The organism is Nocardia sp. NPDC004568, from assembly GCF_040609955.1.
GTDB lineage: Bacteria > Actinomycetota > Actinomycetes > Mycobacteriales > Mycobacteriaceae > Nocardia.
In genome coordinates this window covers 50095-61696 of the sequence record NZ_JBEXLL010000039.1, presented here as the reverse complement: position 1 = coordinate 61696, position 11602 = coordinate 50095, and the positions used below count along the sequence as shown (strand labels likewise).

Genomic DNA, 11602 nt, shown 5'->3' with positions numbered 1-11602 from the left:
CCACGTACCGCGCGCATATCTCAATCAGCAGCCAGGGCACCCCGGAGGGTCGGACGGCCACTCCTGAGAAGCCACAACAGGCAAGAAACCATAAGCCACATCCGACCCTCCTGGGCCGATTAACAACTTACGGAGAGAACCATGATCCGCACCCTGCGTACCGCAGCCCTCGCCGTCGGAGCCCTCGCGATCGGCTTCTACCTCTGGCACGGCCAGACCTACGAACCCACCAGCGTCTACGAACCGGCCGCCATGGCCTGGCTCAACGGGTTCCTGGCCCTACCGATCATCGCGTCCACCCTGGTCGTCATGGTCTTCGCGTTCACCGGCGCGGGGATCGTCACCGCGCTCACCGGCCGCAACACCGGCGAGTTCCGGGACGCGCCCTTGGGTCTGGGCACCGTGCGATCGTTCACCCACACCGGGGTCACCCTGAACGACCAGCCGCAGCTCCGGATCGAGTTCAGCGTCGAGGGTGCCCAGGGCGAACGATTCGACGCCACAGCGAAAACGGTGGTCCCCCTCACCGAACTCGCGCTGCTGGCACCCGGTGTGGTGCTGCCCGTCCGTTACCGTCCGGACCGGCCCGGCATCGTCGAATTGGACCTGTCCGGCGACAGCGCCGCAGCGCAGCGGGTGATGAACGACTCCTTGATCCGCAAGGGGTTCACCACTCGGGCGAAGATCGATATCGCCGCGCGCGGTATCGCGGCGCAGGCAGTGGTGCAGTCGCTCACCGTCCCGGGAGAGATCCGCGACGGATACTCCAGAGTCGCGGTGGGACTGGTGGTCACCCGCCCGGACGGCAGCACCTTCAGCACCTGCTCCGAGAAGTTCCTGCCGCCGACCGCGATCGGGAACGTGCAGGTGGGCCGCATCGTCACAGCGCACTACCTGCCCGAGAACGAGAAGGAGGTCGTACTGTCCATCCCGGTCAACGCGTGACCCCGACGCGGGCTCGGTGGAGACATCTCGGCATGAAACACGCCGCCCTACGCCGTGATAGCCGGCAATTTTACCGATACGCATCCTGCCGAGGTGCTCTAGAGTCAGCCCACGGGTCGTGACTATCATTGGCCCAATGGGCCCATGATGCAGCACTGCACAGGTTCCCGAGTAGGTCGATCCGAAGCGGCAGATGATATATCCATACCGAACATCCCGGCAGGTAAAACCATCGGGTGCCGAATTCGAGGCGCCCGTCGCCGCCCTCCCGGCGCACCGAAACACCGTCCTGATAGGCGAACTTCCGTATGCCGTGACTGCGGATACCACACAAACAACGTGATCCCGGATCTGCCGTGCCGGAGTGGTTGAGAGGATTTCAAGAGTTCTCCGACAGGTTGCTGAAGGTCTCGAGGGATGTTCGGGACCTACACAAGGATCCCCTGAACAAGCACGCGACAACTATTCGCGGCGCGAATAACGCCATATGGGCCGGCGCTGATGCCGATGGAGCCGCTCAGTTCGGCGCCACAGCGTCCGGTGTCGCGCCGCCCGAGATGGCGGGCCGGGCAGATGAGCTGCTGCGAAACATCTACGGGAACCGATTTCACACAAGCGGTTCACCGGCGACACGGGCGAATGCCGATTCGTTGATTTCGGCGCCGGAAGGCTGGCACCGCGTTGTTGCAAGTAATATGAAAGAGGAACCACACGGAGGGCTCTGGCTCGGTGACGGCAGCCTGCTGGACTTAGGTCATCCGGCTCACTCCGCCAAAAGCCCCGACGAGCCGCTGCCGCACCGTACCGACGGTATGACCTGGGGCGAGGTGCCCGGCGCATACGCAGTAAAGTACCGAGCCCTCTTGGTGGGTAATACCAGATATTCCCGGCCCGGCACCGCATCGCACGAATTCACTCACGCGTTCGATCACGCTGTCGGGTCCCCGAGCAGTGGGTCAGATTTCGCCGAGGTTTACGCCCAGGTGAAGCCCCTGATCGAACACGAAGTTCCGCCGCACATTTGGACCCTCCCGGACGGCGGCAAACGGGAGATCTTCGCTGAGGGAGGCGCCTGGCTCAACCAGAACAGACGCATCCTTTTCGGCGATGCCGACCACACGATTCAACCCACATTTTTCAACTCGGCCGCTGCGGGTCACCATATGAAAGAATATTTCCAGCATCTGGAGTCCAACCTCCAGCGGTTGATGATCCTGTGACCAGCGTAAGCGTCTCGCAGCCCGATTGCCGGGTCGACGGATCTCGGAGGAGATCCCGCGCCCGTTCGCGCCCGCGTTCCGGATCCGGTTCGGTGCACCGTAAACCTCTCGGAGAATCTGAGTGCCCCAAGCAGCATCGGGTTCGCCGGGCGGGTCGGCGACAGGGACCGAGGTCGAGTGGTGGTCAACTCGATATGCGCTCGCCCCCGCACCCTCTCGCATACCGGCTACCCGGCCCACCAACGACCGAACCCGCGTGAACGCCGGCGGCCGCCTGTAACGACTCCATTCGCCGGATCAGAATTCCAGTTCGGCCCAAGGGATATGAACGGGGAATGGGTGATCTATCTCGATCGCCCCGGTATTCGTAGGCGCCCATTCATCGGCGAGGAGGTAATTGGCTCGGTACAGTGGCCGTATGCCGTCGTGTATCTGTCCCGGTGCGGTTTCGAGCACGAAGGCACGGACGGTGGCGATGCGACGCGGGCTGCGCGCCAAATGGACTTCCCAATACCAGGGGATGCCGTTGGTAGCGTAGCGGGCCTTCTTCGCTTCGATATCGGTTTGCGTATTCGAGGGGGACAGCACTTCCCCGGCCATCAGGACATCCCTCGCGCGGATGTCCTGAAACTCGTCCGGTAGACAGCGATATATCAGGAAGTCGGGAGTGACGAAATCCGATTTGCCGACGGAGCCCAGGAAGATATTCGTTTCGGTGGAAACCCGCCAGCAGCGTTCCGGCCGCTGTGCCATGGTGGCGCGAGCACAGCGGCGGAGAGCGGCCCACAACAGGTTCGTGTACTCCTGATGCTCGGCCGGTCCGCGCCGAACCCACACCACCCGACCCTCCCAGAGCTCGATCTGGGCGGCGATCTCTTCCGGGAGGCGTTCCAGTTCCTCCCATGTGAGGCATTCGGGCAGGTCAGGCCGTTCGATCTCCGGCATGGACATGCTACTCATGCTACCCGGTGTCGAATGTCGAACGCCGCGATTACAACACAGCCACCGCGTCGATGAACCGGTCCAGTTCGTCGCGGCTGACGAAACAGTGCGGCGAAGCGCGCACCACCGCGTCCAGCCCGCGGGCCGACATATCGAGCAGCGTGGATCCACGATGGCTGACCGTCACCGTGATGTCCTTGCCCAGCAGGCGGTCGCGGACCTCCACCGGCGCCGTACCGGCCACCGTGAACGAGACGATGCCGCTGTGTTCCACCCCGAGGTCTCGGACCGTCACCCCGGCCAGGTCGCCGAGCGCGCCCCGCAGGTACTCGGCGCTCTCGGCGATCGCCGAGTACACCTGCTCCGGGCCGAGTTCCAGCAGGTAACGCACCGCCGCGCCCAGCCCGAGCCGAGCCGCCACGTCGTGTTCCCAGAACTCGAACCGCGAGGCGTCCGGAGCCATCCGATATTCCTGGGGAGCGGTCCACCGGGCGCTGTGCAGATCGAGCCGGCCCGGTTCCATCGCGGCCGCCAGCTCCGGCCGCAGGTAGAGGAACCCGGTGCCGCGGGGGCCGCGCAACCATTTGCGGCCGGTGGCCGATAGTGCGTCCACGTCCAATTCGGCGACGTCCAGCGGCAGCTGACCGGCGGACTGGCAGGCGTCGAGCAGGACCAGCGCGCCCGCCTCGCGAGCGATCCGCGCCGCGGCGGCCACCGGGTTCACCAGCCCGCCGTTGGTGGGCACGTGCAGTAGCGAGACCAGTCGAACCCGTTCGTCCATCATCGCGGCCAGGGCGTCGAGGTCGATGCGGCCCACCTCGTCACTGGGGATCTGTTCCACCCGGGCGCCGGTGGCCCGCGCGCGTTGCAGGGCGGCGATGGCATTGCTGGCGTAGTCGGCGCCGGAGAGCAGGATCCGGTCGCCGGGATGTAGCGGGACAGCGTAGAAGAAGTCCGTCCAGCCGCGGGTGGCGCTGTCGCTGAGGGCGATGGTGTCGGGGGTGGTGTTCAGCAGGGTCGCTATCGCGTCCTTGACCCCGGCCAGGTCGGCGAGGCGTTCGTTGGCGGCCCGGTATCCGCCGATCTCGGCCTCCCGCCGCAGATGGCCGATCACGGTCTCGGTCACCACCCGCGGCGGTAACGAGGATCCCGCGCTGTCCAGGAAAACGGCCCCGGCCCCCACGCCGGGCGTATCGTCGCGTACTCGCTGCTCATCGACCATGCCCACGAGCCTATGCCGGATCCGTGACCCGTTCGCGGCGCAAACGTGTCCGTCCCCGTCGCTACTCTGGATTCCACGCGAGGCCCGACCGGCCCTCCGGCCCGGCCGGTGCCCCGCCGTCGATCGGAGACGAACCGACAATCGAACACCCGCTCGGGCAACACCCGGCCGAACACGAGATACGAACCGGCGAGAAGCCGCACGGAGGTTGGTATGGCGGTCACGCTCGAACATCCGGAATCGACCAGCGACCTACCAGCGCACCCGGCCCTGTCCAGCCGCGCGGCGGCCGAAGCGTATATCGGGGGCGTCTGTTTCAAAGTGGGCCCGCCCGGGCTCGTCGGCGCCGAACTCGAATGGTTCACCGTCTGCCGTACCGGTCGTACGGCACGCCGCGGCGCACGACAGCCGGCCCCGGACGACACCCACCATCTGCTGGCCGGACCCCGGCCCACGACCGAACTACTGGCCCAGGCCCTGGGCCCCTACGCACCCCGCGCCATCGCGCCCGATTCCCCCGCCCGCCCGTTACCCGGCGGCAGCCTGGTCACCATCGAACCCGGCGGGCAGATCGAACTCTCCAGCATCGCCGTCTCCGACGCCGCCGACCTGTGTGCCCGGCTCCGCGCCGACGAACAGCGGCTGCGCGAACTGCTCGCCACCCGGTCCATCCGGATGGTCGCCGCCGCCGCCGATCCGGCCCGCACCCCCCGCTGTCAGCTGGGGCTCCCGCGGTACCAGGCGATGGAGAACTATTTCACCCGCATCGGCCCCTACGGCCGGCTGATGATGAGCAATACGGCGGCAGCCCAGGTCAGCGTGGATATCGGCGCCGACCACGCCGACCTCACCGCCCGCTGGACCGCCCTGCACGCCGTCGGCCCGGCCCTGATCGCCGCGTTCGCGTGCTCGCCGGCGCTGCGCGGGGCACCCACCGGGGAGTGGGCCTCCCAGCGCATGCGTACCTGGCTGCATCTGGATCCGGCCCGGGCCTGCCCACCCGTCGCGGACTGGCGCGATCCGGTCGCCGGCTATGCCCGCTGGGCGCTGGACGCCCCGCTGCTGTGTGTCCGCCGGCCCGAGCCGGCCGGACGGGTCGCCTGGGCGGCGCCGCCGGACGTGACCTTCGGCGACTGGTTGTCCGGCGCCCTGGACGAGGTGATCGGCCGCCGCCCCGATATCGGCGACCTCGAATATCACCTGACCACGCTGTTCCCGCCGGTACGGCCCGCCGGATATTTCGAGGTCCGCTATCTCGACGCCCAGCCCGGTGACGGCTGGACGGTCCCGATCACTGTCGTCGACGCCCTGCTGTCCACTCCGGCCGCGGTCGCGGACGCGACGGCCGCGGCGGGCACGACGGCCGGACGCTGGCACGACGCCGCCCGGCACGGTCTCGCGGAGCCGGAGTTACGGGCAGCGGCCGTCGCCGTGCTGGAGGCCGCCGCCGCCCACAGTTCCCGTCCGGAACCCCGGCTGCCCGCCGCGATCCGCCGGTGCGCCGCCGGGCGGCCACCACAGGACGAGACCGGCCGTGGTGCGCCGGCGCGTCCCACCGACCCCACCGATCCCCCGTCGACGAGCGGAGCAGCATCGTGACCCTCACCCGGCCGAACGCCGACCTCATCGAGACCGAGCGCCTGCGCGAGCGCATCGCGGCCACCCTCATCCGGGCCAGGCGGCGGACCACCGCGCTCACCGATTGCGTGGACGAAGCCGAACTGCGCGCCCAGCATTCACCACTGATGAGCCCGCTGGTCTGGGATCTGGCCCATATCGGCAGCCAGGAAGAACTGTGGCTGGTCCGTGATGTCGGCGGCCGGGATCCGGTGCGCCCCGATATCGACGAACTGTACGACGCGTTCAAGCACGCGCGCCCGAACCGGCCGCAGCTGCCGCTGCTGGGTCCCCACGAGGCCCGCGGCTATGTCGGCACGGTCCGCGACAAGGTGTGGGACGTGCTGGATCGCACCCCGCTCCAGGGCAACCAGCTGCTCGCGGGCGGTTTCGCCTTCGGGATGATCGCCCAGCACGAACAGCAGCACGACGAGACCATGCTCGCCACACACCAGCTGCGCACCGGCGCGCCGGCCCTGACCGCCCCGGCCCCACCCGCCGCGCGCACGGTCGTCGGTGGTGAGGTGGTGATCCCGGCCGGTGAGTTCGTGATGGGCACCTCCACCGACCCGTGGGCGCTGGACAACGAACGGCCGGCGCATCCGGTGCACGTGCCCACGTTCGCGATCGACGCGGCGCCCATCAGCAACGCGCAGTATCTCGCGTTCGTCGCCGACGGCGGTTACGAGCGGCGAGAGCTGTGGTCCGAGCGCGGCTGGGCGCATCGGCACGAGGCCGGGCTCACCGCGCCCCAGTTCTGGGAACGCGATACCGACGGCCGGTGGTGGCGACGGGTGTTCGGGGTCCTGCGCCCGCTACGCCCCGAACAGCCGGTGGCGCACGTGTGCTGGTTCGAGGCCGAGGCCTACGCGAACTGGGCCGGTAAGCGGCTGCCCACCGAGGCGGAATGGGAGAAGGCCGCCCGCTACGACCCGGATACCGGACGCACCCGCGCCTACCCGTGGGGCGATGCGGAGCCGGATTCCACTCACGCCAATCTCGGCCAGCGGCATCTGGAGCCGGCCGATATCGGCGCCTATCCCGCGGGCGCCTCACCGGCCGGAGTGCACCAGCTGATCGGTGATGTCTGGGAATGGACCTCCTCGGGTTTCCATCCCTACCCCGGCTTCCGCGCCTTCCCGTACCGGGAGTACTCCGAGGTGTTCTTCGGCGGCGACTACCGGGTGCTGCGCGGCGGCTCCTTCGGTACCGATCCGGTCGCCTGCCGCGGCACCTTCCGCAACTGGGATCATCCGATCCGCCGCCAGATCTTCTCCGGTTTCCGGCTGGCCCGCACCCTGGGCCCGGAAGAGGCCTGATGTGCCGGCATATCGGCTATGTGGGCACACCGGTGCCGGTGGGCGAGGTGCTGACCCGCGGCCCGCATTCGCTGCGCACCCAGGCCTGGGCCCCCCGTGAGATGCGCGGCGGCGGCACGATCAACGCCGACGGCTTCGGGGTCGCGTGGTGGGGGCCGGGCGCGGCGTCGGTGACCCGCTACCGCAATGCCGACCCCATCTGGACCGATCCCGCGGTGGACGAGGTACTACCGCAGCTGACCTCGCACGCGGTCCTCGGCTCGGTCCGCTCGGCCACGGTCGGCATGCCGGTGGAACGCGCGGCGTGCGCGCCGTTCCTCTGGGAGAACTGGGCGTTCAGCCACAACGGAGTGGTGCCGGAATGGCGTTCGGTGCTCACCGCGGTGTTGTCCGATCTCGATGTGGCCGCGACCCGGGCCGGGATGACCCGCCGCTACGAGACCAGCCATCTCCTCGAGGCCGAGGCGCTGACCGATTCCGCCGCGCTGTGGGTGCTGCTGCGCCGATTGCTCGACCCCGAACCCCCGGCCGGCCTGGCCGAAACCCCCGCCACAGCACTGCGTCTGCTGGTCACCGGCGTCCTGCACCACGCGCCCGACGCCCGGGTGAACCTGTTGCTCGGCAATGGCACGGCGCTGTGGGCCACCACCTGCTACCACTCGCTGTACGCGCTGATCGGCGACGAGTTCGCCGTGCTGTCCTCCGAACCCTACGACGACGACACCCGGTGGCAGCAGTTGCCGGACCGGAGTCTCGTCTGTGCCGAACCCGGCGAGCTGAGTGTCGAAACCCTCGACCTCGGCCGCTCCACCGCGACCGAAAGCCTGCCGTTATGACCCAGCCCATCGTGGAAGTCCATCTCACCGACGCCGACCTGACCGAGGCGCTGCGCGCCGACGCGCGCCGCGGCCTCACCGACAGACCGAAATGGCTGCCACCGAAATGGTTCTACGATGCGCGCGGCAGTGAACTGTTCGAGCAGATCACCGCGCTGCCCGAGTACTACCCGACCCGCACCGAGCGCGCGCTGCTGGAATCGGTCGCCCCGGCGATAGCCCGCACCGCGCAGGCGGAGGTCCTGGTCGAACTGGGGTCGGGGTCGGCGGCCAAGACCCGGATCCTGCTCAATGCCCTCACCTCGGAGGGTCCACTGAAAACCTATGTCCCGCAGGATGTCTCGGCCGCCGCGCTCCGGGCTTCGGCGGACGAGGTGGCCGCGGAGTTTCCCGGCCTGGCGGTGCACGGGGTGGTCAGTGATTTCACCGACACCCTGGGTACGCTGCCGCGCGGCGGGCGCCGCATGATCGCGTTCCTGGGCGGGACCCTCGGCAATATGGTTCCCGCCGAACGCGCCGAATTCCTCACCGGTGTCCACGATGTCCTCGAACCGGGCGAACAACTGCTGCTGGGTGCCGGGCTGGTGGTGGAGCCGGAAACCATGGTCCCCGCCTACGACGACGCCGCCGGTATCACCGCGGAATTCAATCGCAATGTGCTGCGGGTCCTCAATTCCCGGCTGCGCGCCGATTTCGATCCGGCGGCCTTCCGTCATATCGCGCACTGGGATGCCGACAACGAATGGATCGAGATGCGGCTGGAAGCCACCCGGGACATGGAGGTGACGGTCGCCGATCCAGGTTTTACGGCGCGTTTCACCCGGGGCGAGCAGATACGCACCGAGATCTCCGCGAAGTTCCGGCTGCCCGCGCTCGACGGCGAACTGCGCGCCGCCGGTTTCGCCACCGAACACGCGTGGACCGACCCCGACAACCGTTTTGCCCTCGTTCTGGCTGCCCGCATCTGAGACCGGATGATCAATTCAAACATCACCAGAGCTCAGTGCAGCTGGTTCTGCGCGGCTTCAGCCCTACCTGCACAGGGCGGTCAAGCGGTCGGACTCCCGCCCCTGCACAAGGTGGATGGTCCACTTCCCCGTCGGGCCGCGCGTCGGTTCTGAAGCGATTCAGCCCAGATCCCGTCTTCGGCCAGTCCGACGGCGGGGATCGATCGCAGCGCTGCTGGCCATGCTGACCACGGCATGTACCTTCCTGCAGAGACGGGAAAGTGCTATCATGACCCTGCAGACCCCCCCACACCTGTGGATAAGGGGGTCTAGCTGTTTCCGGGGTGTCTACAGTTCCTGAGGTTCACGCCGAGGATCACGTTCGGCCATATAATCGCTGTACCACCGGGCGGCGAACTGGTTCTTCGGATGTTGATCGAGCTTCGCGGAGGCCGACCACGCAACGAGATCGGCCATCTGTACCAGCTGCGAGCCGGACGAATCGATGTGGATGGCGTCTTCGATCACACGGCGATTCGCCAACGCGAGACCGCGATGAGTCGTTCGGTACGAACTGTCACTGCCGTCCCCGTCCATGAAGATCAGGCCCAACGAGTCGCGGGCTGCCAGTTCGAGTTCGAAACGCGCGACCAGATCGGCGTAGAGATCTCGTTTGGTCGACATCAACTCTTTCGGCTTTCCTCTGCGGTAAACCGAGCCGACAATCAGCCCCTCGGTGCAACGAAGCGTCTCCAGGCAATCGCCCGCCACCTCCCGGCCGAAGTCCTTCCAATACTCATGGCCATCGTGTATGTGCCGGTCCGGGATCCTCTTGGAGATTCGGCCACGGCCGTTCACGTACTCGGTGGTGTGAAGCTCTTTGGTGACCGGTACCCCGAACTCCCGCCAGAGTGCTTTGCGGGTATCCAACCATGCGCGTAGTACCGATCGCCAGTGGTCAGGGCGAAACTCGATCCATCCGTAGACAGCCAGTCCGGACTGGGGATGGCCGGAGTCATCGACGTAGATCATACGATCGAGATGGGGTGGCATGGCTCGATCATCAACTATCGCAGGCGAGTTCGGCATGGGAGGTAGGAATCCTCATGATGACGGCGAGACGAGCCGCTCGGCTTCATGGTCTTGTTCCGCCAGAGGAGACACCCCGAAGCGCGGCCGCCGAGCATGTGGGGCGTTCACCGAGCTCAGTGCAGCTGGTTCTGCGCGGCTTCCAGCCCCACCCGTAGCAGCAGTTCGACGGCGTCGGCGGCCTGTTCCACCACCGTCGGGAGCTCTTTGCGCTCGACCGACGAAAAGGGTTTCAGTACGTAATCGGCCGGGTCCTGCCGGCCCGGCGGGCGCCCGATACCGATCCGGGTCCGCAGATAATCCTTGCTGGTGAGGGCGCCGGACACCGACCGCAGGCCGTTGTGCCCGCCCTCACCGCCGCCGCGTTTGAGCCGGATCTCACCGAACGGTATATCCAGCTCGTCGTGGATCACCACGACCTCGGTGGGCGGGACCGAGAAGAACCGGGCCAGCGCCGCCACCGGCCGGCCGGACAGGTTCATGTACGACCGCGGTTTCGCGATCAGTACCTGACGTCCGTCCAGTCGGGCCTGCAGCAGATCGGCGCCCGATTTCTTGTGGGCGGTGAACCGGCCGCCGACCCGCTGCGCGAGCGAGTCGGCGACCAGGAAGCCCACATTGTGCCGGGTGCGCTCATAGGCGGGACCCGGATTACCCAGGCCGACGACGAGCGCCGGCGCGGTATCGGCCATCGAGAGGGGGCCGGGTTCTTTATTCGGCGCTCTCGCCCTCGGCGGCCGCGGCCTCGGGCTCCGGCTCGGCGGCGCGGGGCTCGACGATGTTCACGATGAGGGCATCGGGATCGCCGGCCAGGCTGACGCCCTTGGGCAGCGCGATGGCGCCCGCGGTGATCTGGGTGCCGACCTCGGCGCCGGCGATGGAGACCTCGATCGACTCGGGAAGGTTGAGGGCCTCGGCCGATACCGAGATCGTGGTGGCCTCCTGGGTGACCAGGGTGCCCGGGCCGGCCTCACCGGTGAGGGTGACCGGCACATCGGCGGTGACCTCTTCGCCGCGCTGGACGATCAGCAGGTCGGCGTGCTCGATGTAGCGGTGGATGGGGTGCACCACGACCGACTTGGTCAGCGCGAGCTGCTTCTTGCCCTCGATGTTCAGATTCAGCACCGCGTTGCTGCCGTGCTGGCGCAGGATGGCCGCGAAGGACAGCGCGTCCAGTGACAGGTGCTGGGGGTCCGACTGGTGCCCGTACAGCACGGCGGGCACGTTGCCCGCGCGGCGGGTACGGCGCGCTGCGCCCTTGCCGAACTCGGTGCGGATCTTCGCTTCGAGAAGGTTGACGTCGGACATGACTGGATAACTCCTACGGCTCTACCGGGCTGGTGGGCGGTGCCAGGGTAATCGCGCCCCTGGTCGGTTGGTCTGCTCGTCAGGCGAGGACCGATCGGAGGCGGCCGGAAGCCGCGCCGCGTCGATCACGGTGCCGCAGAAATGCGAACCCTCGCCG

Annotated in this window: 11 protein-coding genes; 6 read left to right on the top strand and 5 right to left on the bottom strand. The window is 67.6% G+C overall.

Annotated features, from left to right (window positions below):
- Positions 1–141 precede the first annotated feature (141 nt).
- Both ABZV91_RS18740 and ABZV91_RS18735 read left to right on the top strand, forming a co-directional pair.
- The gene (locus ABZV91_RS18740) at positions 142–945 is read left to right on the top strand and encodes a hypothetical protein (protein ID WP_355242961.1); all 804 of its coding nucleotides are present in this window, start codon (positions 142–144) and stop codon (positions 943–945) included.
- 356 nt (positions 946–1301) lie between these two features.
- The gene (locus tag ABZV91_RS18735; protein ID WP_355242958.1) at positions 1302–2165 is read left to right on the top strand and encodes a hypothetical protein; all 864 of its coding nucleotides are present in this window, start codon (positions 1302–1304) and stop codon (positions 2163–2165) included.
- Positions 2166–2462: 297 nt separating this feature from the next.
- Here the strand turns inward: ABZV91_RS18735 and ABZV91_RS18730 are convergent, their stop codons facing one another.
- Complete coding sequence (locus ABZV91_RS18730; RefSeq protein WP_355242955.1) at positions 2463–3116, bottom strand: Uma2 family endonuclease; 654 nt, start codon at positions 3114–3116, stop codon at positions 2463–2465.
- A gap of 40 nt (positions 3117–3156) precedes the next feature.
- Entirely contained in the window at positions 3157–4329 is a 1173-nt protein-coding gene (locus ABZV91_RS18725) for an aminotransferase class V-fold PLP-dependent enzyme (protein WP_355242952.1), read from the bottom strand.
- Positions 4330–4542: 213 nt separating this feature from the next.
- Here ABZV91_RS18725 and egtA point away from each other — a divergent pair, with 213 nt between their 5' ends.
- The 4 genes from egtA to egtD are packed head-to-tail and all read left to right on the top strand — an operon-like array spanning position 4543 to position 9069.
- Positions 4543–5928 carry an ergothioneine biosynthesis glutamate--cysteine ligase EgtA gene (gene egtA / locus ABZV91_RS18720; protein ID WP_355242949.1) on the top strand — a complete coding sequence of 462 codons (1386 nt, stop codon included), beginning with the start codon at positions 4543–4545 and terminating at the stop codon, positions 5926–5928.
- Positions 5925–7265, top strand: coding sequence for an ergothioneine biosynthesis protein EgtB (gene egtB, locus ABZV91_RS18715; protein WP_355242946.1), 1341 nt, complete (start codon positions 5925–5927; stop codon positions 7263–7265). Before egtA ends, egtB begins: the two co-directional genes overlap by 4 nt.
- Positions 7265–8101: an ergothioneine biosynthesis protein EgtC gene (egtC, locus tag ABZV91_RS18710; protein WP_355242943.1), complete on the top strand. Its 837-nt coding sequence runs from the start codon at positions 7265–7267 to the stop codon at positions 8099–8101. The genes egtB and egtC overlap by 1 nt, the downstream gene beginning before the upstream one ends.
- A complete protein-coding gene (gene egtD / locus ABZV91_RS18705; protein ID WP_355242940.1) occupies positions 8098–9069 on the top strand; it encodes an L-histidine N(alpha)-methyltransferase in 972 nt (323 codons plus the stop codon). Before egtC ends, egtD begins: the two co-directional genes overlap by 4 nt.
- A gap of 327 nt (positions 9070–9396) precedes the next feature.
- Here egtD and ABZV91_RS18700 read toward each other — a convergent pair whose 3' ends face one another.
- From ABZV91_RS18700 to ABZV91_RS18690, 3 genes are all read right to left on the bottom strand, one after another.
- Positions 9397–10080: a DUF3800 domain-containing protein gene (locus ABZV91_RS18700; RefSeq protein ID WP_355242937.1), complete on the bottom strand. Its 684-nt coding sequence runs from the start codon at positions 10078–10080 to the stop codon at positions 9397–9399.
- A 173-nt stretch (positions 10081–10253) separates the two neighbouring features.
- Entirely contained in the window at positions 10254–10829 is a 576-nt protein-coding gene (pth, locus tag ABZV91_RS18695; RefSeq protein WP_039826683.1) for an aminoacyl-tRNA hydrolase, read from the bottom strand.
- Between the two features lie 19 nt (positions 10830–10848).
- Positions 10849–11445, bottom strand: coding sequence for a 50S ribosomal protein L25/general stress protein Ctc (locus ABZV91_RS18690; protein WP_355242934.1), 597 nt, complete (start codon positions 11443–11445; stop codon positions 10849–10851).
- Between the last annotated feature and the right edge of the window lie 157 nt (positions 11446–11602).

Excerpts from the sequence above, each read along its gene's own strand:
- ABZV91_RS18740 (WP_355242961.1), top strand. The coding sequence starts at position 142 with ATGATCCGCACCCTGCGTACCGCAGCCCTCGCCGTCGGAGCCCTCGCG.
- ABZV91_RS18730 (WP_355242955.1), bottom strand. The coding sequence starts at position 3,116 with ATGTCCATGCCGGAGATCGAACGGCCTGACCTGCCCGAATGCCTCACA.
- ABZV91_RS18725 (WP_355242952.1), bottom strand. The coding sequence starts at position 4,329 with ATGGTCGATGAGCAGCGAGTACGCGACGATACGCCCGGCGTGGGGGCC.
- egtA (WP_355242949.1), top strand. The coding sequence starts at position 4,543 with ATGGCGGTCACGCTCGAACATCCGGAATCGACCAGCGACCTACCAGCG.
- egtC (WP_355242943.1), top strand. The coding sequence starts at position 7,265 with ATGTGCCGGCATATCGGCTATGTGGGCACACCGGTGCCGGTGGGCGAG.
- egtD (WP_355242940.1), top strand. The coding sequence starts at position 8,098 with ATGACCCAGCCCATCGTGGAAGTCCATCTCACCGACGCCGACCTGACC.
- ABZV91_RS18700 (WP_355242937.1), bottom strand. The coding sequence starts at position 10,080 with ATGATCTACGTCGATGACTCCGGCCATCCCCAGTCCGGACTGGCTGTC.
- pth (WP_039826683.1), bottom strand. The coding sequence starts at position 10,829 with ATGGCCGATACCGCGCCGGCGCTCGTCGTCGGCCTGGGTAATCCGGGT.
- ABZV91_RS18690 (WP_355242934.1), bottom strand. The coding sequence starts at position 11,445 with ATGTCCGACGTCAACCTTCTCGAAGCGAAGATCCGCACCGAGTTCGGC.